Source organism: Vibrio campbellii CAIM 519 = NBRC 15631 = ATCC 25920, from assembly GCF_002163755.1.
GTDB lineage: Bacteria > Pseudomonadota > Gammaproteobacteria > Enterobacterales > Vibrionaceae > Vibrio > Vibrio campbellii.
The window spans coordinates 464,393-484,606 of record NZ_CP015864.1 but is presented as its reverse complement, the minus strand read 5'-3'; the positions used below and the strand labels follow the sequence as shown (position 1 = coordinate 484,606).

Below are 20,214 nucleotides of genomic sequence, written 5' to 3'. Positions count from 1 at the left end.
CCAAAATAGTGGTGCCGTAAGTTAGAAGACTTTAATCTTTGCGATGCTAAGTCAGCTTGAAGCGGTTGATGGTACTTATTAACGTTTCAGAAACACTCTTCAGGTCTTTACCAGCATTTGACATTTGAGACGACTCGTTTGATACCAATGTCGACATCTCACTCAAGCTCACAACACTTCGGTTGATTTCATTTACCGTCACCGTTTGCTCCTCAGCAGCGGTCGCAATACATTGCGACATTTCTTCTATTGTTTGAACTTCATTATTAATTTTATCAATCGTTGAGTTAGCCTGTTCAGAGAGTATGGCAACTCTATCAGCTTTTTCCGTCCCTTGTTTCATTACGACAACAGCATTTTCAGCTCCTTTCTGTAATTTCTCAACGATGTTTTGAATCTCTAGTGTTGATTCTTGAGTTCTCTTGGATAATTTTCTCACTTCGTCAGCAACAACGGCAAAGCCTCGTCCATTGTCTCCTGCTCTGGCTGCTTCAATTGCAGCATTCAACGCTAAGAGGTTTGTTTGGTCGGCCACTCCACGAATAACTTCAAGGACAGTATCAACATCTTTCGAATCGGATGCCAACTTCTGCACAATTTGACCAGCTTCAGTAATTTGCAAGGCTAACTCGCTACCCTCAATCGAATTTTTTTGAATGATTAAATGGCTGTTTTTAGTCTCTATTGCAGCAAGCTGGCTGGCTTCGTTCGCCTCAGAAGTCCTGCCAGCTACTTCCTCGACAGTCGTGAGGATCTCATTCATAGCTGTGGCAAGTAAATTCACATCGTTCCGCTGTTGCACAAGACTACTATCGATCTGATGTGCAGAATTAGATAATTGGCTGGCAGAACTGGTAACCTGAGTACCAACATCACTTACACTCAGCATAATATTCTGAACAGAAGCGACAAACTGGTTAAAGTATAGAGAAAGGTAATATAGCTCTTTACAACCAGTTTCAGGTAAGCGCTGCGTTAGATCCCCTTCCCCCTCCGAAAGCATTTTCATAGCGTGCAAAGTCTTTTGTAGTGGAGTGGTTATTGTTCTAATGAAATACGCGACGATTAGAGAAAGAACTAAAAGTATCCCAACTGCATAAGCGAGTGAGGTCACCTCCGAAGTGCGAGTTTCCGCTTCGAGTACTACCATATTGATGCCGGAGCCCACCATCCAACCCCATGGTTCAAAGAAAACCGCATAGCTGGTTTTAGGCTCAGTAGTATTCTTATCTGAGTTATTCCATTGATAGCTAACGAAACCTCCTCCACCTCTCGCTGTTTTAAATAAATCCTTTACAAAAGAGACACCGTTGCTATCTCGAAGGTGCATGATATTTTTCCCTAGCAGAGAGGGCACCCCTGTCGCAATCTGGTTACCTTCACGATCGACAGCAAAAATGTAGTTATCATCTTCAAAACGTATTGCTGAAACTACTTTTAAGGCTTCGGCTTTTGCAGCTGCTTCGGTTAAAGCTCCAATCTCACTCTGATAGTGGTAATGACGAATTATACTCACTGCACTCTGTACTAAATGCTCAACTCCCATCTCATAATTTTGGTGCATATGATGACGAGTCTTTTCGATATTTAAAATAGTATTTGCAAACAATCCGATTGCAAATAACCCGAGAATAGACCACACCCTGAATGAAATCGAAGCGCTTCTGAAGCTCTTTATAAACATATAGATCACCTACCCAACTCGGTTTATGGTAGCCCATTTAATATAGATACTAACACTCGATGCATCCCATTCTTTGGGCATGTGTTAAATTCAAAAGTAGATGAAAATCTTAATCTGTGCTTCTTTTTCTGACAGAAATATTATAAATACACCCTTAATAACAACGAAATTAATACAAGACATTGATTTATAGGGTTTGATAGGAGGTTTTAAACTTTCACGATAACTATTTATTACAGCAAAATCGGTCTGAATTCCTCTTACTCTAATGCCTTTTGAAAGGTATCTTTTCAGCTTTGGTGAGGGAGTCGGCCGAAACAGCATAAAGAAGAACAAAAGGGGCAACGTCGTTAAAGATAGTAGGGAGAGTTAGGCATGCTCTCTATTGACTTAAAATTTCGTAAGAGAGAGGCTAAGCGATGCTAGCCCCGTCTCTTCGTGATATAAGTTAAGAACAAGATGATTGCTAGAGCTTAATGATTGCTAACATGTCCTCACCATCCTCATCCATACCAACTTCTCCAAAACCAAACTGACTGTAGAAAGACTTTGCAACTGGATTAGTAGGGTTATAACAGATCTCAATCTGTTTGAGGTTCGGCGCTTGTTTGATCTCTTCTATTGCCAGTTTTAATGCAACTCGCCCTATTCCTTTGTTTTGGTGTTTGGCATCAATCATAAAACGCCAAATAGAAACTTTATCACTTGTTTCATAAACCCACATGAAAAAACCAACAGCTTCTTCACCTAGATAGATTGCACGAACCACATGACCTTCGTTGTAGAAAGACTCCACCAGCGACCACATGTTGCATGCTACAAATTCTTCTTGTGGTTTCGTTACGTCTAAGTCGCAGACGAGTTCATAGTTTTGTTTTGTTACCTCTCTCAGAGAGACATTCATGACATCCTTTCCTTATTCATGTTTAATTCGATATCCTTTATGGGGCTAATACATATACCCCAACCAATCGAGTCCACTCTTTATCATTGTTTGATCACGCAATGGCTTCACATAAAAGTCATTAAGCCTTTCTTCTGCGATGCCATAGTTTTTGTGTTCGTGTATTCTCAACCAGCTGGCTTCCACTTCTAAACCTTGAAATCCGTTTTTTAAGTACAGTGAGGAGTCATCGGCCATAAGAGCGATGAAATCAACATCTTTATCTTTGGCATACTCTGTAACGGTATTGAGCATTGCGGAAGCGACACCTTTCCCTTGGAAATCCGTATCAACACACAAATCAATGATGCCCAACACTTTGATTGGCTCTCCATTCAAGTTCATGACTCGATAGTCCAGCCCCATATAACCGATAAGCTTGTTACCTTGAAACTTAAGAGCACGATAATGAGGTAGCTGTTTGTAGTAAGAATGGGCCGACTGGTGATCTGGGAATGCTGCATTTCGCAGTGTCATGATCGCTTGATGCTCTTCTTGTGTCAGTTCGAGCTCTGGCTTAATTTTCATTCATCGCACCTAGGTATTCTTGTTGTAACTTTCGCTTTTGCTCGGCCTTCACATCCGCCCAGCTTCCATTGTTTTCAATGGTAGCGACTCGCTGCTGATACTTGTTAACCGCTCTGCTCAATACCGAGGTAGGATCGATACCTTGCTCTTTTTCCAATGCCATGAGCAGATTTAAATAGTTCCAAAGCACATCGCCAAGCTCATCCTCTAAATAACAAAGACGTGTTTGAGTGATTTCTTCACCGACTTCTTCAAGCTCTTGATATAAAGCATCAAAGTACGTCTCCGAACCTTTGTACCAAGTGTTGGTATTATCGTATTTCGCTTTTCTCCGTGCGATGTCGATCAAGGAACTGAAATGGCCCAAGGTTTGAGCATTCTCAGCTTGTTGGATATCTTCCAGCTCTCTAATGTCGATTCTGTCGACTTCCCGATTAAGAACTCTTTTGTACTCAATGAGAGAGTTAATATTGATGACAGGTAAAGCAAGCCCATGAAAGTCGCGCTGTACGGATTCCGCCAAATCAACATCAAGTGATACCCATTGTTGGCTTGAGGTGTTGAAGATATTAGTTCCCGGACTCAAACCAATCTCTATTTTCTGGTTTTCATAAATCAACTGAAGATATTCTAGGTCCCACTCTTCTTCGCGGTAGTGTTTAAGCGGTTTACTTACAAAAGGTTGAAAGAACGGTAGAAGCGCATTTACATCCTCTTTTTTAATATAGAGGTCGATGTCAGCAATTGGCCGAGAACCGCCATGAAGATGGACGGCGAAACCTCCAACAATTTGGTAGCGAACCCCTTGACCATCCAGTATTGCTTTTAGCCAAGACATTGCACGATACACTGATTCATTCATCCATTGTCCTTGTGTTTTATTAATATGCATCCATTTCAGTAATCAATCAATGTAAGTGATTTATTTTAAAAATAAAAGGTTAAAGTGCCTTACACTTTAGTCGCGTCTATCGAACCGTTAAGTGAATCAATTGCTCGAAGGTATCGATAACATAATATTATCCAAATAATAAATGATAATTATATATTTCCATGTCTTGCCTTTATCTTTAGCTTCAACAACGTTGTTTGTTGAGATGACTCTGTCACTCCAATGAAAAACGGTGAACCCCACATCACATTCATTAAAGAAACTATTGGGTGCTAAACCGAATTGATTAAAAAAAACAAATAAGGAGGTTAATTATGAAAGAAAATTTGTTTAGATAGTTTCAACAGGGTTCTCTAACTCTTCAGAACCGCATCGTTGTGCCGCTAATGGTTCGTTCTCGTTTAAGCCAACCTAGTAACGACACGAACAACATGATGGCAGAGACATACATAGTTTGGGTGTTAGGATACTTTCTAGCGACGCTGACAAGAAGTACAACCACGACAAGCCGAGCGTGTGGTTTTATCCAACAAACTACGCTGCACTTTGCAATATGCGTTCTTTAATGCACGGCGAGCCGCAAACCAATCTTCAGGCTTAGTCAGGATCAAATAGCCATTGAAGCGCTTCACTAGCTCCACTCTGTGTTTATCAATAAAGCGGCTATCAAAACCAATATCGAAGTAATCCAAAGCTTCTTCGATACAAGTAAAGCTGGCAATCTTGGTTTGAATATCGTTTTGGCTCATAGCCTCGTTTCTGAGTTTATTTACTTAACTTAGAGTATAAGGAGTTCCGTTCAACTGATCTTTGATTTACATCTGTAGCACGTCATTTTGCTAGAAACCGCAAGCTTCCAGTTTTCAAAATGAAAATCAATATAAGAAGCCACCCTGCAAAACTGTTTTTACCTTCATAACCGCCACTAACACTCTGATCTTCAAAGACCAAATTTTGGTGCGCATTTTGCGTTAGGTATGTCGTTGACTAGGGAGGAAGGCAATGACATACAGAGCAGAGATTGATGGATTAAGAGCGATTGCCGTCCTATTGGTGATTTTTTTCCATGCAGACATACAAGCTTTTGCTGGTGGCTTTATTGGCGTAGACGTGTTTTTCGTAATCAGCGGTTATTTAATTACCACTATTGTGATAAACGATTTAGATAAGAATCAATTCAGCCTTTTCGATTTCTACGAGCGCCGTATTCGTCGGATCCTACCCTTACTACTGCTCGTTATTGCAGTGTGTTATTTACTCTCTTGGTGGTTGTTCCTTCCCCACGCACATAAAGAAGTTGGTGAGTTTTCGGTATCTTCCATTCTGTCCGCCTCTAACGTTTTGCTTTACCTCAAAGGCCACAATTATTTCGGGCTGGAAGAGCAAGCCAACCCACTCTTTCATACTTGGAGCTTAGGTGTCGAAGAGCAATATTACGTCGTGATCCCTCTTTTGCTTATGTTGCTGGCACGTGGCAAGCTCATGTCTTATCTCACCTTCTTCATCGTAGTATTTGCACTAAGTTTGATGACGGTTTGGTACGCCAGTGGTGATCCTGATTTCGCCTTTTACATGATTTTCTCCCGTGCTTGGGAGTTGGCAGCAGGCTCTCTGATTGCTCTAGCGATGCGTAAAACTGTTATCAAGCCCAACAACACACTTGCCATGATCGGCTTAACACTGGTGCTTGCCTCCTCCTTATTGTTCGATAAATCAAAAGATGGCACCGGGATCATGCTGTTGATCCCTGTGATTGGCACTACGCTGATCATCTTGTTCTCATCCAAAGACAACACGCTGGGTAAAGCCCTAAGCCTCAAATCTGTCGTTTTTGTTGGGTTGATCAGCTACAGCCTTTATTTGTGGCACATACCGTTGCTGGTTTTTTATCGATATGTGCTGACCGCCGGACAAGACTTTAGCCTAGCGTTTTATCTTGTCGCTCTATTTGCCTTTTCTTGTTTAACTTGGCGCTTTGTTGAAAAGCCTTTCCGTAGCCGCAAGAAAATCGGCATGAGCACACTTACGGCCTCACTTGTTTTAGTTACCCTGCCACTGCTTGCTTTTGGGTTCGTCGGCCATAAAAACGGAGGTTTTCCAGGCCGCAGTGCGTTCTTTGAAGCCATGCGCGTTAACAATGGCTACGGCATCGCATGTAACGGTAATACCGGCATCAATGACACCTGCTCTTCATCTTCCCAGCCTAGTGTCGCTGTATTGGGTAACAGCCACAGTATGGTCTTTGTCCAGCAACTCGCGAAAGACACACCAACAGGGGTTGTTCAACTTACGCAAGACTCCTGCGCGGTTGGCTATGTCGATAAAGTTTCAGGTACAAACCGTTTGTCTTGCAGCAATTTTTTCACTGATGCAATAGAAACCATTTTGAATACCCCTTCTATCCGTCGCGTAGTGATTTCTTCTAACTTCAATAAAGAGCTATCCAAACAAGACTACCAAGCTTCGCTCACTCGCCTTTTGAACGAGTTAGAAGACCGAGAGGTTTTGGTCTTTGGTCCAACACCTTCCGCACCACATGCCATTGGTGAATGTTTGTGGAAAGCGCGACTGTTTGGAGACAATACCGGTAATGAATGTGACTTCACGCCAAGGCAATCACATCCGCATCATGTAGCAACGCTGGCAGCGTACTTTGACCAATTTGAACATGTGGAGTTTGTCGACCTTACTAGCTACATCTGCCAAGAGGGAAAATGTGCAATGAAAGTGGGCAGCAACAATGCCATGTACACCGATGCAAGCCACCTCTCTTACAAAGGCGCAGAGATCGTATTAGGCAGCTACCAGAAAGAAGTAATGAGCAATCAACAGTTAACTGCTCAGTATTAACCCAATGGAAAAGAGAGAAAGAAAAGCTCAGCGCGAATTCAAACGCTGAGCTTTTTTATTTGAAGATTCTTGGATCAAAAGCAAAATCGAGCTTCTCTGCTTTCTTCAGGATATCTTTCATCTTGGGATGGTTTGGATTGACGACGTAGTTGTTGTCACGAGGAGAAATTGTCGAGGGCACTTGCAGTGCAGCAAACTCAGGGTGCGGATCGTTGAGAAACTGGTCACCAATGTATTGTGTGGATTCACTAGCAGGAATGGAGCGCCAAGTGACCGGTAAGTCTTCTTCATCCAGTGCGGCAATTAAGTACTCTGGCATCTCGATACGATACAAATCGTAAAGCTTGGTGATCGCCGGATCGTTGTTTACATGCACGAAAACTTCCAACGAGCAGAGAGATTCGGATTGAGAAAAGTACAGTGCTTCGGTTCCTTTAGAGTTCCATCGCCCGCCGTATAGCTTGGCACCGATTGGGCTAAATGGAGACTCAGAGAACTTCTTTTGAGTCAGTCGATAGAGCTTCATATTACGAGAATACCCCGTGCTCTAGTCGTCCAATCAAATCTTTGACGATTTCAAAATCAACCGTGGTTGAAACCATGTCTAGTGGGCGCTTTCCACCCAAACCATAAACATTCTCTCGCATCCAACCTAGTGCGCGTTCTTCATCATCAAACAGTTCTGTTGCTAGCTTAAGTAGCATCGCTAAACGATAGATAGCATCACTCTCTTGAGTGTTGAAGCGCTCTTCGTTTTTGAGTCGACGTTTGATGGTGCTCACCGGGATCAATGTGACGTGTTGGAATTCGCTTTGAGAAAGCTTCACACGCTCGACGATATTACGATATACCTTTGGCTCAAAGCCTTTATGAACCGCATCGGTACGACCGGTTTCGGCATCTTCAATGCCCAGCATAAACCAGAAGTTTGCCTTATGAGGCAGCTTCGGTTTAAAGCTTTTTAATGTTGCCGTTGCCATATTGAGCTCCTGCAGACCAAATGGTCTTGATATTATGGACCATATGAGCTCAATTATCAATCATACAATAAAGTGCCACTTTCGATATACAGTTCCATATGTTTATTCAATACTCTATTAACTAACGTTATTTAAACTTGCATTCGTTATTTAAAACTACATTAGTGAAAGAGCCGTGTTGCTCACGACTTTGATGATTGAAGTACCGAACCATAAGACTCACCTCATAAAGCATTTCTGTAATGCTTTGATTGCCATACCACGGCGTTCCATCAACATACCTACACGCGGTAACCACGTTGGTGTACTTAGAATGGTTTTGGCGTGACTAAAAGTTCTAAAGCCTTCTTCGCCATGGTAGTGGCCGATACCAGATTCCCCAATACCACCAAATGGCGCGTCTTCCGCACCAACATGTAAGATGGTGTCATTCACCCCGACCCCGCCACTGTGAGTATTACGGGTAATACGCTCAATAACACTTTTATCTTCTGACATGATGTATAGAGCAAGTGGGCGTTGATTCTGATTGATGTAACTAATGACCTCTTGGATATCACGGTAAGGCTTGATTGGCATAAGAGGCCCAAAAATCTCTTCCTGCATAATGACCATCTCTTCCGAAACATTGGTCACTAGGTGCGGATATAATAGTCGGCCTTCTGCGCTCGTCTCGGACACGGTGTGTATTTCTGCTCCCTTGACTTTGGCATCTTCCAATACTGCCTTCAAGCGGTCGTACTGACGTTGATTGATGATATGAGTAAAGCCTTGGTCGTTTTGGCCTTTGAGGTACAGCGCTTCAAAACGTTGTAGAAACAGTGCGACAAACTCGTTGATTCTTCCCTCGGGTACAAAGGCATAATCTGGCGCAACACAGATTTGCCCGGCATTGATGCACTTACCAAACAGTATCGCATCAACCGCTTTACTCAAGTTAGCGTCATCCGCCACGATGACTGGAGATTTACCACCGAGCTCCAACGTAATTGGGGTTAAATTTTCCGCTGCAGCACAAGCAACCGCGCGACCAACATTGGTTGAGCCGGTAAACAGAAGATGATCAAATGGCAACTTGCTGAACGCTTGTGCAACTTCCGCTTCGCCTTCTACGACTTCAACATCTTCAGGTAACGCTCGGCAAATCTCAGAAATCACTTTGTTGGTCATCGGGGTGAATTCGCTGAGTTTCATCATCACTCGGTTACCCGCAGCAAGCGCAGTCACTAATGGCGATAAACTTAGAATAACTGGGAAGTTCCATGGAGAGATGATGCCGACTACGCCAACCGGTTGGTATTGAACGGTGACTTTTGAAGGCGCAAGCAACAAACCTGCATGACGACGACTTGGCTTACACCATTTATTGAGGCGTTTTAGGGTGTAATTGATCTGGGCAACCGTCGGCAATACATCCGTCATTGCCGTATCAAATTCAGAGCGGTAACCAAAGTCGGCACTTAAGGCTTCCACCAGCGCTTGCTGGTTATTCAAGATAGTCTGCTTAAGAAGGTTAAGCTTCTGTTTTCTTACCTCTAAGATCGGATAAGGTTCGGCATTGTATGCGGCTTTGAGCTTATCCAATTTTTGTTGCAGCAGTTGACCAACTTCAACGTCGACGATCGCATTCATGATGTTCTCCTTGTGCACCCAATCAAGGGCAATGTCGCACTTATGTACGATTCAAAGTTAACACAAGGGCAACATTCTGACTATTAACGCACTAAGGAAATTAGAGTTCAAACTCAGATATATTTTGGTTAAAGCGCAAGCTTCATTTTGTAATAAGGAACGTCAGATTTGTAGAAGCGCTCACCTTCAACTTGCATCCCAAACTTTTCGTAGAAAGCCAAGGCCGATTCTCTTGCATCGCACCAGAAATACTCAACAGGTGAAAACTGAAAGCTTTCTAACACACATCGAATCATGGACGAACCAATACCCTGCCCTTGATACTCAGGCAAGATGGCCAACTTACGCAATCGAGCTTGATTGTCATCTCGGTATATCGACGCCACCCCCACCAATACGTTGTCGACGAATGCGCCAAAATGCTCCGCTTCCTCGTCACCTTCTACTTGGCAATGTTCGATGGGTTTATTTGCCCATAGTACTTGATGGCGAATTGGCATCGCGTCTTGCCAAGTGATTTTATCTATTATGATGTTCATGCGTTACGACTCTCCCAAGCGCAATTCATAAATGCCCAAACGCTGGTTGGCGTCGAGCATCTCAAAATCATGATCAATGTATTCCTTTAGCGTCGCACCAGCACGCTCAGCAATTTTGATGCTTGGTATGTTGCCTTCCATACAATGGAACTGGATAAAGTTAGCGTTGCCTCTCTCTTGAATCAGTGGCACTAACGTCATCAAGACCAAATCGATAATTTGATGACCACGACCTTTCTCTGCCAACCAATATCCAATCTCAGTCACTTTGCTTTGTGTTTCGATACCTTTGATGCCAAGCACTCCCACAAACTCTTGATTTAGGTTTATCGCAAACCAATAAGCATCGAGAGCATTGGAATTGATTCGTTGGGAAATATACGCAACCGCCTCCCTATGGTTAGTGACCCAATCTGTCCAAGGTAGATATTGAGATAAATTCTCCCGACTCTCATTAACCGCCGAGAGTAAGATAGCGGCATGCATAGTCAGTAAAGGCTCAATGGAAATTCGCTCTGAAATTTGCAGTGCCTGATGTTGTTCATAACCTTGGTACATAGTGATTCCGTAGTTAACTTTGCTTAATCAAAGTGAAAGGTGTCGGTTCGCTCTCAACATAGTGCTTCCATACATGCTCGTACAAATGATGTTGATTGGCAAATGGCGCAAGCTGTTTTGCTTCTTCTAATGTACACCAACGATAGTCAGTATGTTCATGGTTTAGCGTTACCGTTTGATTCGGTTTACAGAACAAAACAAAGCAAGGGAGAACCATGACTCGATCCTTGTGCGCTTCATAAAACTGTTCTAGATAGTCTGCACTATGAAGCTCTACATCTTCGATTTGTGTTTCCTCCTTAAGCTCCCGCACGATAGTTTGCCAACCAGTTTCGCCTTCTTCCACACCACCAGCAACATGACACCAATAACCGCCTTTCACTCGTTCTAGTAATAGCATTTTCTTTATGCCGTCGAATTCAGAAATTACCACACCGGACACATGCGTTGCTTGAATAGGAATCATCCCTTTCTCCTTATGTATTTATTGTTTTTATGTCTGAACGAGACAGTCTACCTTGGTTCAAGAAGATTCGAAGCCTTAATCACAAGGTGCTGATCTTTTTGTGAGTTTAGTGTGCTAAAGTGCGATCTCCCGCAATAAACGAGCAGTAAGATGTCTAACTCACTCAACTCAATGATTCCCATTGGCGTGCGCTTTATGGTGCTGTCCGCGTTTGGTTTTGCACTGATGTCTGCCACGGTCAAGTACGTTAGCTTGCACGGTATTCCCGTATTTGAAATCGTAGCTGCTAGGGCTCTGGTTTCGCTGGTGATCAGCTATCTCGACGTGAAACGCAAAGGCATTTCTGTCTGGGGTAATAACAAGCCCTTGCTCTTTGCTCGCGGTGCTGTTGGAACCATGGCTTTGATGTGTGTGTACTATTCCGTTACAACGCTACCTCTCGCGGAAGCGACCATTTTTCAGTACATCCACCCTGTATTTACTGCCTTACTTGCGGTTTTCTTCCTTAAAGAACGTATCCAGTCTTCGACGTTTATCTGTATCGCCCTCTGTTTGCTTGGGTTATACGTCATGGTGACACCAGAAACCGGTCCAGACGCGGAGCATGCATTACCCATGTTTAGTGTGATGATCGCCATCTTAGGTGCTTTTGGTAGCTCCATTGCGTACGTAATCGTTCGTAAGCTGAGCCAGACCGAGGACAGCTCCGTGATCATCTTTTACTTCCCGTTGGTGGCACTGCCTGCATCGATTATTTTGATTGGGGATCAATTCGTCATGCCAGATTTGTACCTAACCATGATGCTCGTTTTGGTCGGCGTCTTTACGCAAATAGGACAGTTGGGATTAACAAAGGCAATGCAAACACAAGAAGCCGGAAAAGCATCAGCCTACTCTTATGTTCAGATCATTTTCTCTGTCATTTTGGGCATCGTTTTCTTTGGCGAATTACCTTCGGCGTGGACATACTTAGGTGGCGCATTAATCGTAACAGGCGCGCTGATCAACGTATTTGGTCAGCATCTCAAGTTGCCGTTTATAAAACGATAGCAATCCCCCTTCTACTTACGTTTCGTTTGATCGAAAAACAATAAAGCCAGAGCATCACTCTGGCTTTTCTTTTGGCTGTATTTGTAATGCTAAGCTGCGAACTTCAAACCCGCGATACCCAGTAACCAAAAGCTCAACCCCATAAATCCAATAGTGAATGCCGATGGTACAAGCTTACTAAAACCTTCGGTGTATTTGAGCCCGACCGCCCATGCGACTTCGCATAGACCAGCAAGAAAAAGAATTGCCCAAGCCATTGAGAGATTCCAAATGATTGGGGTCGTCCTCACTTCTGTTAGACCCCTAGTATAAAGAAAAATTTCCCACTACTAAAACTCAGATGAGTAACGAACAAAATCTATCCAAACTGATTAATATGAAATATAAATCTAAGCACATTAAATAAAATAGACATCATTATTTAACAGTTTGAATATAACCTTCTGCTGTTGAAAATGATGCTTTTATTGCATTAATCACACAAAATATAAACAAACATGTAACTACGCAATCGTTTGTGTGACCTAGATCGCTTACAAAAGCTACTGATAACTTTAGTATTTGCGCGAATCCAATTATAAGGTATGACATACCCATGAAATACATCAAAACCCCTCTTGCTCTCCTAATCGGCGCTGCACTACTGACTGGCTGTAACGACGACACTGAATACGTAGATGTTCAACCTAAAGAAGTAAAGATCGCCACTTATAACCTCTCTTTTGATCGCAGTACTTTTGAAGATCTCGTTGCAGAGATGCAAGTTGAACCAGCCAAGCAAACTGAGCTTGTCACCGCTTACCTTGACGGCAGCATCGCGGATGCAGACAAAACAATGGCTGAAAAAGTCATTCAAATCCGTAACGTTGCAGCAATCATTCAGAAAAACCGTCCAGATGTTCTTATGATGGCGGAATACAACAACGACGGTACAGGTGAAGATAAGGTGGCACTGGAAGGCTTCCAGAAAAACTACCTATCTGTTGCACAAAGCCTTGAAGGTGCAGGTGGTGAAGCGAACCTAGAACCAATCGAGTATCCTTACACCGAGTCTTACTCAACAAACACAGGTCTAAACAGCGGTCTTGACCTAGATAACAACGGCACAGCTGGCCAGCTTCCTGGCGATGCTTGGGGCTTTGGTTTCTACCACGGCCAATACGCTTTCGCGTTGATGTCTAAATACGAGATCGACACAGAAAACACTCGTACTTTCCAAGAGTTCAAATGGAAAGACATGGAAGGCGCAGAAATCCCTAAAATCACAATCTGTGACGGTTCACAAACCATTCCAGAGGGCATGCAGTGTGGTGATGAATGGTACACAGCTGAAGAGTGGGATGTCGTTCGTCTATCTTCTAAAAACCACGTAGATGCACCAATTATCATCCCTACTGAAAAAGGTGATGAAGTGGTTCACCTGCTGATGTCTCACCCTACTCCGCCAGTATTCGATCCAGGCAAAAACAAAGTACAAAATGGTGCTGAAGTTGAGTTTTGGCATCAATACGTACAAGGTAAAGAGTACTTCTACGATGATGCAGGGAACAAAGGTGGCTTAGCTGAAGGGGCGAAGTTTGTGATGATGGGTGACCAAAACCTTGATCCACTGGATGGCGATGGTTTCAGTGAAATCATGCAAGCTTTCCATAACGATCCATTGGTTAATCAAGATGTGATGAATGGTGAGCTTTACCCTACTAGCTATGGTGCAGCCGAGCATGCGGTAGATAAAAACTCGACTCACCCAATTCCAAACCGCATCACGTCTACGTTCGGCCTTGGTGTTGACTATGCGATGCCATCAGCAAACCTAAACGTTGTGGACTCTGGTGTATACTGGGCTGCATCTTACGAAGAAGGTCGTAAACTGTTTAACGACGACCGCATCGGTAAGTACGGTAACGGTAAAGATGTGTCTTCTGACCACCGCATGGTTTGGATCAAAGCGCAGTTTTAACTACTGAGCCTCTTACATTTAGATACAACAAAGCCTCGGTCTATGCCGAGGCTTTTGTTTATTGGGGTGAACACTACCAACGGTATGTTAGTGAAACACCCACATCTTCGCTCGTCACCCAAGGTACAAGCTGAACATTTTCATCGTATGCATCTGTAAATACATACGCGCTTAAGGTGCCAAGTGCAGCGCCAGCGAGTACGTCACGCCAGTAGTGCTTCTTCGCCTCTACTCGCCCTACGCTGACTAAAGCAGCAACACCGTATGCAGGTAAGCCTGCTTCCCAGCCATAACGCAAATGAAGGTTTGTCGCCGAAGCAAAAGCGTTAGCCGTATGGTTGGAAGGGAAACTGTCATTGCCACTTTTATCCGGGCGTTCTGCGTCGATGGTCGTTTTACCAATCAAACCAATTCCTGAAGCAGCGCCAATACTGAAACCGGCTTGCCAAAAACCTTCCCAGTCCCCTTTATATGCAGGTACTGCGGCAGCCGTTGCAACCAAACCATAAGCACCGATATCGGTAAGCACGTCCCAATCTTTTTCACTCATCGCATTTGCCGATTGAGCGCCAAAAATAGAGACAACACCAACTAAACGTACAACTTTCTTCATTAATACAACCAATTAGAATTTATATGCGCGCGAAAACTACCACAGCCATCGGCATTATTCGACTGGAAACTGTAACAATTAAAACGTGAATTGATTGTGAAAAAAAAGCCAACCACAAGGCTTGTGATTGGCTGTATATACGTGTGAACAATTGGGTTCACTAACAACGTCAGTTGGCTAGGTGACCCTCGGCTTAAAGGGTCATTGCAGCTAAAGCATTAGGCATGCCAACTTTTTGATGCACTTAAATCGATTGATATTTAATCACTTGCAATAAAATTGTACGAATATTAATCCTTGCACTTTCCATATGGATGCATATTGCAAACGGTCCTTTGCAAATCGCAAATGATTTGCGTTACCCCTAGGGTTTTCGCGCAAGGTCTCGCGCTAAAATCAACGCTAGGCCAAAGACCTGAAGAAACAGCCCGATGCTCTTACACCAAGCGATCTTTTCTTCTAGATTCGACATGACTTCAGTTACCTCAAGGTTTTCAAGGTAGTAACTGTCAATGCGGTCTCGATAGTTAGTTTGAGCTTGATTGATTTCGGACATCAACTTAGGCAGTTGAGTAATATCAAAGACGATAGCTTCACCTAAAATATAAGCTAGCCCTATGAACCTAAAGAAGGAATGGGTTAAATTGAGTGGTCAGCAAGCTTTCTTCGCTTTGATAGCTTGGCCACACCCTCAAAAATCGTAAACAGTAGACCAACCCAGATAAAGGCAAATGTCACCGCTTTTACGCTGTCGAACAACTCACCAAAGAACACGACAGCCAACACAAACTGTAGGCTTGGCTCAATGTATTGCATAAGTCCAACTGTAGACAAGTTTGTAATTCGGATCGCGATCGAGTAGAAAATCAACGGTAGAATCGTCACCGGTGCACTGCCTAAATAGAGCATGAAGGTCGTCATATCTACCGTAGAGGCCAACTCTCCTAACGCTACTTGTTTCACAATAAGATAGGTAAATGCGATTGGTGTCAGCACTAACGCCTCAATAAACAGCGTTGTACTCCAATCAAAATTAATCTTCTTCTTAAAAAGACCATACAGAGAAAAGAAAAAGCCCATCGTCAGTGCCACTAGCGGTAATTGACCGTATTGGAAAACCTGATATAACACGCCAATAGTCGCTAAAAGAATCGCAATAAATTGCCCTTTGGATAGCTTATCACCCAAGATAAACACACCAAGCGCGACAGAAATAAGAGGACCGATGAAGAAACCCAAGCTAGCGTCAATGACTCGGTTATTGGTCAGCGCCCATGTAAAGGCAACCCAAGAAATACACATGAGGCTACTGGCGAGAAACGTATACCAAAGTGACTTTTTATCTTGCCAAACCTTAGACCATTTCGGCATATGGCGCGTCATCGCCAATACTAAAATAATCCCTACTGGCACCGAGCCAATGATGCGCAACGCCAACAGTTCATCCATCGATGCATTTGGCAGAAAGCGATAATAAATAGGCAACAATCCCCAAATAACAAAGGACAATGCAGCCATTAAATTGCCGTAAAGACTGTTGTTCATAACTAACTCGACTCATAAAAATTGACGCGATTCTATAGCGCAAAGTCTTTTTGTAAAGTGAATTTGAGAGCGAAGATCGCCTTTACAAAGCTAAGCCTTGAATCACTGCTGTAATACCGCTAACAAAACAGAGTGTCAGCGCACCAAAGCGAATTTTTTCTTTTGGCAAAGATTGCGTTGTTTTCATTGCCAGCCAGTAGCCAAACGCCCCTGCTGGCAGCAATGGCAAAGTAATCACTAAATGATGAAGAGTGAAGAAACCAACCGGAATTTGTACCACTAGCGAGATAATAGAGCTGAAAACAAAGAAGGCAGAAAGGTTACCACGTAACTGATTTGCTTCTTGATGTTGCAGCAATAACGCCATCGGCGGACCGCCAATGGCAGAGCTCGTACCAAATAAGCCAGAGAAGAAACCAGCAAACGTCATACGCCCAGGCGTTGGCTCAATACGAAACGGAAGTACACTTACTGCCACGGCAAAAAGCACAAGGAATCCTATCCAAAGTGTCAGTGCTTCTGTAGAGACAAAAAACAGCAATGCCCCACCCGCTAATGACCCTGGCACGCGACCAATCAGTGCCATCTTTAAACCGCCGACTTCTACACTACTGCGGTGCTTCATTGCGTTCATCAAAGATATAAACAGCGCAACAAGACAGATTGGTGCCGGCACATACTCCGGCGCCCAAAGAATCAATAATGGTGCAGACACAATAGCCAGGCCAAAACCTATGGCAGTTTGTACGTAAGAGCCGAGGAAAATCAGACCCATAGCAAGCAAAGTAGTTAAATCGAAATCCATGGATATGTTCTTATATTGTAATTATTTATTAGAGAGCCAGATGAATATATAAAAATTATTAATGGCCAACTCTCACCCTGCGAAGAGTTTATTGATCGCATAAAAACACAATCGAAAAACTATCTTTTTATAACCAAAAGGCTGCCAATTCGGCAGCCTTTTTATTATCTCGAGATAATTTATGCGAAATTAAATACGTGCTTATCCATCATATTCACCATGCGGCCAATCTCTGGCTTGGTGATGGTGTCATTAGCACCAAGGGACAACGCCTTCGCACGGTTATCTTCACTCATTAATGAAGAAAACATTACGATAGGCATTTCGTTATATTCTTGCGTATCACGCAGTCGTTTGACTAAGTGCATACCATCCATACGAGGCATTTCTACGTCGGTTACAACGGCATCAAGCAATTCACGAACTGGCAAGTTTTCTTCTTTCGCAACTTCGATCAAGCTCATCAACTTTTCATACGCTTCGCCACCATCTTTACAGGTGATCACGTTATAACCCGCAGAAGCCAATGTATCTTGAATCAATGAACGAATAAACGCAGAGTCATCCACCACCATGACGGTTTTTGCGTTACGCTTACCTACCATACGTTGGTTCAAGTCTACTGATTTATCGCCAGTTACATCGTATTTTTCCATACTCAGTTCTGGGTTGATGTCTGCAATGATTTTCTCGAAATCCAGAATCATGATCAGGTTGCCATCTTTACGAACAACAGCCACAACACAATCTTGCTCACCCGCCTCTAAGAATTGGCTTGGAGATTCCACATCGTTCCAAGAAATACGGTGGATACGCGAAATACTGTCAATCAAGAAGCCATTTGTCATCTTGTTAAAATCGGTAACGATAACGAACTTACGCTCAAGATCACGGCGAGTAGGAACACCTAACCAACCAGCAAGGTCAACCAGAGGTGTTAATACTTCGCGCGACGAGAATACGCCGATCATGTGAGGTTGTGCATTCGGATAATCAGTAGTCTCTGGTACGCGAATCACTTCTCGTACTTTAGCGACGTTAATACCGTAATAACATGTTTTTGTGCTGCCATCTGGCAATTGTTTTTCTAAATGGAACTCAATGATTTCAAGCTCATTGGTACCACTTTCAGTCAGAATAGTACTGGTTACGTTACTCATAAACCCAATTATCCAAAATACGCATCAAGAAGTGGCTTGATGCAATGCCACAGAGAATCACTTCACAGGCGTAAATTTCCAAGAGTCCTTTTGTAGTCTTTGAGACAGAATTTGTAAATAATCAAAAGGATGCTGACTGCACACTTCTATATCAAATGCTGAAATTTCGTCTAATTTTTGAACAAAAAACAGCCATACGTTCAATATGGAAAGGCGTTCTAGTTATTAGCGGCAGCTCGAACAAAAAGTTTAGCGATAAATTAGTGCGTTTTAATCACTGACTCATTCGCGACACGATGACGTTCTCCGTATACGCCCTCATCGGTTCTAACACCACAGCTAACAACCATTGTGATCTGGTCGCTGTCTCTTAAACCGAGTAGCTGTTTTACGCGTTTTGAATCAAAGCCCTCCATCGGGCATGTGTCATAACCTTTCTCGCGCATTGCGTACATAAAGGTCATCGCAGCAAGTGAAACGCTCTTGTGCAAACAAACACGTACGTCCGATTTACTCACTTCTCGCACCATGGGTTTGTTTCTACCTAACCACCAGCTATATGCCTTCCTCAGTAAACCGCGGACACCAAACATGTCGTTGTTGTAAACCATTGGGATGAGTTTTTCGTAATAATTAAGGGCGCGCTTGGCCGCAACGTCGTCACGGCCTTTAAAAGCTTGACGCACAGTCTCTGCGTTGCGCTTCGCGCGCTCTCCCCAGTTGTGGGTCGTTGCGACAAAAACCACCAGTTCATTCGCGGTTTTGGCTGCATTTTGTCCCATACAGTATTCTGCTAGCTTTGCTTTTTTCTCATCCGAGATAACTCGATGAAATTCCCACATCTGCATGTTGCTGCTATTGGGGCTTAAAGTCGTCAACTCTAGGGCCGTTGCTACATCGTCGTGGTTAAATTCAGCATCCGCATCGTATTTTCTAACTGAACGACGTAAATGGACAATAGATTCGAAAGAAGATTGGCTCATAACAAACTCTAAATATGGAAAAAGTGATCTTTACTGATTCATCGATAAGCTGCAAGTGCAAATACAACACCAAACTTAAATCCACGTCAGACTGTTTGTTGTTGCTACGCCAATAAGTGACAATGGGATAGACAGATAACTAAACATTATTACCTCCTCTTCCACTTCCCGATTACCAGCAGAGTTAGAAGCAACGACTTTCTGTCACCGTATTTAATTGACTGGATTATTTTCGCCCATTACTCAATGTTTTTTCTTACAATTCGACTCCATTAAAGGGATCAGAAAAGAGGGGCCGAATATTGGGTGCTATATGTACGGGGAGCGTAGAGGGAAAAAAGCGCCGAAAGGCGCTTTAATAGAAACGTTTAGTTCCAAACAGGTTCACCGTGCTCTTCACAACGTTGTTTATTATAATTTTCAATACGCCCACCCCTACCGACAAACTTTGCCGTCACGACCATTCCTGCATCTACAAACTCGCGAAGATAATCACATGACACATGAAAACTGCTGTCCTGAATTACGACAGGTACCCATTTGTAGCCACCGCTACGAGGTAAGTACGAATTGAAAACGATTACACCATCGTCTGAAACTTCAATCGCTTGGTCGTATTCATTAAGTTTGTAAAAACGTTGTCCGTCGAGTTCGGCTTTTGCTTTTTCAATGGTTTCTTTTGTCGCCGTAGGAGTCAATGCTTGACTCGACATAGTTTGACAACCAACAACCGATGTCGCTGCTGTAAGCAGTAAAATTAATTTAATTGTTTTATTCATTATTCCTAACCACTTTGGTGCTGTTTATTATTTTTTAAATTATATTACGCATAAATTGCATTTAAAAGAAAAATACCTCTCGGGGTTTATTTCACTGAAAAAATATCCGTATCCTTAATCCCAAGACTCAAACTTATTGGGCTTTACGTGCTTTATTTTTAATCTAACGTTAGGAGCCAGAGCTGTTTCAGTCCCCATTTCACAGAAGTATTCAACAGCATCTTCGTCTTCGATCATGTCAACGGAG

Annotated in this window: 20 protein-coding genes and 2 pseudogenes; 3 read left to right on the top strand and 19 right to left on the bottom strand. The window is 43.1% G+C overall.

The window, feature by feature from the left end:
- Positions 1-46: 46 nt before the first annotated feature.
- From A8140_RS17905 to A8140_RS17885, 5 genes are all read right to left on the bottom strand, one after another.
- Positions 47-1,684 (bottom strand): methyl-accepting chemotaxis protein, encoded by a 1,638-nt coding sequence (locus A8140_RS17905; RefSeq protein WP_038863269.1) that lies wholly within the window; start codon positions 1,682-1,684, stop codon positions 47-49.
- 466 nt (positions 1,685-2,150) lie between these two features.
- A complete protein-coding gene (locus tag A8140_RS17900; RefSeq protein WP_005535909.1) occupies positions 2,151-2,588 on the bottom strand; it encodes a GNAT family N-acetyltransferase in 438 nt (145 codons plus the stop codon).
- Between the two features lie 45 nt (positions 2,589-2,633).
- A complete protein-coding gene (locus tag A8140_RS17895) occupies positions 2,634-3,155 on the bottom strand; it encodes a GNAT family N-acetyltransferase (protein WP_005535907.1) in 522 nt (173 codons plus the stop codon).
- Positions 3,145-3,522: a MazG nucleotide pyrophosphohydrolase domain-containing protein gene (locus A8140_RS25445; RefSeq protein ID WP_033000616.1), complete on the bottom strand. Its 378-nt coding sequence runs from the start codon at positions 3,520-3,522 to the stop codon at positions 3,145-3,147. Before A8140_RS25445 ends, A8140_RS17895 begins: the two co-directional genes overlap by 11 nt.
- A 998-nt stretch (positions 3,523-4,520) precedes the next feature.
- Positions 4,521-4,796 carry a nitrogenase-stabilizing/protective NifW family protein gene (locus tag A8140_RS17885; protein ID WP_005535903.1) on the bottom strand — a complete coding sequence of 92 codons (276 nt, stop codon included), beginning with the start codon at positions 4,794-4,796 and terminating at the stop codon, positions 4,521-4,523.
- 253 nt (positions 4,797-5,049) lie between these two features.
- Here A8140_RS17885 and A8140_RS17880 point away from each other — a divergent pair, with 253 nt between their 5' ends.
- Positions 5,050-6,897, top strand: coding sequence for an acyltransferase family protein (locus A8140_RS17880; RefSeq protein ID WP_005535901.1), 1,848 nt, complete (start codon positions 5,050-5,052; stop codon positions 6,895-6,897).
- Positions 6,898-6,952: 55 nt separating this feature from the next.
- On the opposite strand, the gene A8140_RS17875 is transcribed toward A8140_RS17880, so the two are convergent.
- The 6 genes from A8140_RS17875 to A8140_RS17850 form a co-directional block, all read right to left on the bottom strand.
- Positions 6,953-7,423, bottom strand: a complete 471-nt coding sequence (locus A8140_RS17875) for an RES family NAD+ phosphorylase (RefSeq protein ID WP_005447071.1) — start codon at positions 7,421-7,423, stop codon at positions 6,953-6,955.
- A 1-nt stretch (position 7,424) separates the two neighbouring features.
- Positions 7,425-7,877, bottom strand: a complete 453-nt coding sequence (parS, locus tag A8140_RS17870; protein WP_005426938.1) for a type II RES/Xre toxin-antitoxin system antitoxin — start codon at positions 7,875-7,877, stop codon at positions 7,425-7,427.
- Positions 7,878-8,096: 219 nt separating this feature from the next.
- Positions 8,097-9,509, bottom strand: coding sequence for a coniferyl aldehyde dehydrogenase (locus tag A8140_RS17865; protein WP_005535899.1), 1,413 nt, complete (start codon positions 9,507-9,509; stop codon positions 8,097-8,099).
- A gap of 128 nt (positions 9,510-9,637) precedes the next feature.
- Positions 9,638-10,048, bottom strand: a complete 411-nt coding sequence (locus tag A8140_RS17860; RefSeq protein WP_005535897.1) for a GNAT family N-acetyltransferase — start codon at positions 10,046-10,048, stop codon at positions 9,638-9,640.
- Positions 10,049-10,051: 3 nt separating this feature from the next.
- Complete coding sequence (locus A8140_RS17855; RefSeq protein ID WP_005535895.1) at positions 10,052-10,606, bottom strand: GNAT family N-acetyltransferase; 555 nt, start codon at positions 10,604-10,606, stop codon at positions 10,052-10,054.
- Positions 10,607-10,619: 13 nt separating this feature from the next.
- On the bottom strand, positions 10,620-11,072 hold the full coding sequence (locus tag A8140_RS17850) for an NUDIX hydrolase (protein ID WP_005535892.1): 453 nt from the start codon (positions 11,070-11,072) through the stop codon (positions 10,620-10,622).
- 150 nt (positions 11,073-11,222) lie between these two features.
- On the opposite strand from A8140_RS17850, the gene A8140_RS17845 reads away from it, so the two are divergent.
- A complete protein-coding gene (locus A8140_RS17845) occupies positions 11,223-12,122 on the top strand; it encodes a DMT family transporter (protein ID WP_005535889.1) in 900 nt (299 codons plus the stop codon).
- A 110-nt stretch (positions 12,123-12,232) separates the two neighbouring features.
- Here the strand turns inward: A8140_RS17845 and A8140_RS17840 are convergent.
- Positions 12,233-12,379 (bottom strand): annotated as a pseudogene (locus tag A8140_RS17840) (DMT family transporter); the annotation flags it as partial.
- A 338-nt stretch (positions 12,380-12,717) separates the two neighbouring features.
- Here A8140_RS17840 and A8140_RS17830 point away from each other — a divergent pair.
- Positions 12,718-14,082, top strand: coding sequence for an endonuclease/exonuclease/phosphatase family protein (locus tag A8140_RS17830; protein WP_005535885.1), 1,365 nt, complete (start codon positions 12,718-12,720; stop codon positions 14,080-14,082).
- A 73-nt stretch (positions 14,083-14,155) separates the two neighbouring features.
- On the opposite strand, the gene A8140_RS17825 is transcribed toward A8140_RS17830, so the two are convergent.
- The 7 genes and pseudogenes from A8140_RS17825 to A8140_RS17790 all read right to left on the bottom strand — a co-directional run bounded on the left by A8140_RS17825 (position 14,156) and on the right by A8140_RS17790 (position 19,967).
- Positions 14,156-14,695, bottom strand: coding sequence for a phosphatase PAP2 family protein (locus A8140_RS17825; RefSeq protein ID WP_005535882.1), 540 nt, complete (start codon positions 14,693-14,695; stop codon positions 14,156-14,158).
- A 364-nt stretch (positions 14,696-15,059) separates the two neighbouring features.
- Positions 15,060-15,272 (bottom strand): annotated as a pseudogene (locus A8140_RS17820) (DNA mismatch repair protein); the annotation flags it as partial.
- Positions 15,273-15,334: 62 nt separating this feature from the next.
- Entirely contained in the window at positions 15,335-16,240 is a 906-nt protein-coding gene (gene rarD / locus A8140_RS17815; RefSeq protein ID WP_005532449.1) for an EamA family transporter RarD, read from the bottom strand.
- Between the two features lie 82 nt (positions 16,241-16,322).
- Positions 16,323-17,045, bottom strand: coding sequence for a sulfite exporter TauE/SafE family protein (locus A8140_RS17810; RefSeq protein ID WP_005532450.1), 723 nt, complete (start codon positions 17,043-17,045; stop codon positions 16,323-16,325).
- Positions 17,046-17,224: 179 nt separating this feature from the next.
- Entirely contained in the window at positions 17,225-18,205 is a 981-nt protein-coding gene (locus A8140_RS17805; protein ID WP_005532451.1) for a chemotaxis protein, read from the bottom strand.
- A gap of 260 nt (positions 18,206-18,465) precedes the next feature.
- Positions 18,466-19,188: a nitroreductase family protein gene (locus A8140_RS17795; RefSeq protein ID WP_005532452.1), complete on the bottom strand. Its 723-nt coding sequence runs from the start codon at positions 19,186-19,188 to the stop codon at positions 18,466-18,468.
- Between the two features lie 368 nt (positions 19,189-19,556).
- Positions 19,557-19,967, bottom strand: coding sequence for an outer membrane protein assembly factor BamD (locus A8140_RS17790; RefSeq protein ID WP_005532453.1), 411 nt, complete (start codon positions 19,965-19,967; stop codon positions 19,557-19,559).
- Positions 19,968-20,214: the final 247 nt, after the last annotated feature.

What these genes read in the sequence shown, in the direction of transcription:
- A8140_RS17830 (WP_005535885.1), top strand. Translation starts at nt 12,718, where the DNA reads ATGAAATACATCAAAACCCCTCTTGCTCTCCTAATCGGCGCTGCACTA.
- A8140_RS17880 (WP_005535901.1), top strand. Translation starts at nt 5,050, where the DNA reads ATGACATACAGAGCAGAGATTGATGGATTAAGAGCGATTGCCGTCCTA.
- A8140_RS17810 (WP_005532450.1), bottom strand. Translation starts at nt 17,045, where the DNA reads ATGGATTTCGATTTAACTACTTTGCTTGCTATGGGTCTGATTTTCCTC.
- A8140_RS17790 (WP_005532453.1), bottom strand. Translation starts at nt 19,967, where the DNA reads ATGAATAAAACAATTAAATTAATTTTACTGCTTACAGCAGCGACATCG.
- A8140_RS17795 (WP_005532452.1), bottom strand. Translation starts at nt 19,188, where the DNA reads ATGAGCCAATCTTCTTTCGAATCTATTGTCCATTTACGTCGTTCAGTT.
- A8140_RS17805 (WP_005532451.1), bottom strand. Translation starts at nt 18,205, where the DNA reads ATGAGTAACGTAACCAGTACTATTCTGACTGAAAGTGGTACCAATGAG.
- A8140_RS17900 (WP_005535909.1), bottom strand. Translation starts at nt 2,588, where the DNA reads ATGAATGTCTCTCTGAGAGAGGTAACAAAACAAAACTATGAACTCGTC.
- A8140_RS17860 (WP_005535897.1), bottom strand. Translation starts at nt 10,048, where the DNA reads ATGAACATCATAATAGATAAAATCACTTGGCAAGACGCGATGCCAATT.
- A8140_RS17865 (WP_005535899.1), bottom strand. Translation starts at nt 9,509, where the DNA reads ATGAATGCGATCGTCGACGTTGAAGTTGGTCAACTGCTGCAACAAAAA.
- rarD (WP_005532449.1), bottom strand. Translation starts at nt 16,240, where the DNA reads ATGAACAACAGTCTTTACGGCAATTTAATGGCTGCATTGTCCTTTGTT.
- A8140_RS17855 (WP_005535895.1), bottom strand. Translation starts at nt 10,606, where the DNA reads ATGTACCAAGGTTATGAACAACATCAGGCACTGCAAATTTCAGAGCGA.
- A8140_RS17875 (WP_005447071.1), bottom strand. Translation starts at nt 7,423, where the DNA reads ATGAAGCTCTATCGACTGACTCAAAAGAAGTTCTCTGAGTCTCCATTT.
- parS (WP_005426938.1), bottom strand. Translation starts at nt 7,877, where the DNA reads ATGGCAACGGCAACATTAAAAAGCTTTAAACCGAAGCTGCCTCATAAG.
- A8140_RS17845 (WP_005535889.1), top strand. Translation starts at nt 11,223, where the DNA reads ATGTCTAACTCACTCAACTCAATGATTCCCATTGGCGTGCGCTTTATG.
- A8140_RS17825 (WP_005535882.1), bottom strand. Translation starts at nt 14,695, where the DNA reads ATGAAGAAAGTTGTACGTTTAGTTGGTGTTGTCTCTATTTTTGGCGCT.
- A8140_RS17885 (WP_005535903.1), bottom strand. Translation starts at nt 4,796, where the DNA reads ATGAGCCAAAACGATATTCAAACCAAGATTGCCAGCTTTACTTGTATC.
- A8140_RS17895 (WP_005535907.1), bottom strand. Translation starts at nt 3,155, where the DNA reads ATGAAAATTAAGCCAGAGCTCGAACTGACACAAGAAGAGCATCAAGCG.
- A8140_RS17905 (WP_038863269.1), bottom strand. Translation starts at nt 1,684, where the DNA reads ATGTTTATAAAGAGCTTCAGAAGCGCTTCGATTTCATTCAGGGTGTGG.
- A8140_RS17850 (WP_005535892.1), bottom strand. Translation starts at nt 11,072, where the DNA reads ATGATTCCTATTCAAGCAACGCATGTGTCCGGTGTGGTAATTTCTGAA.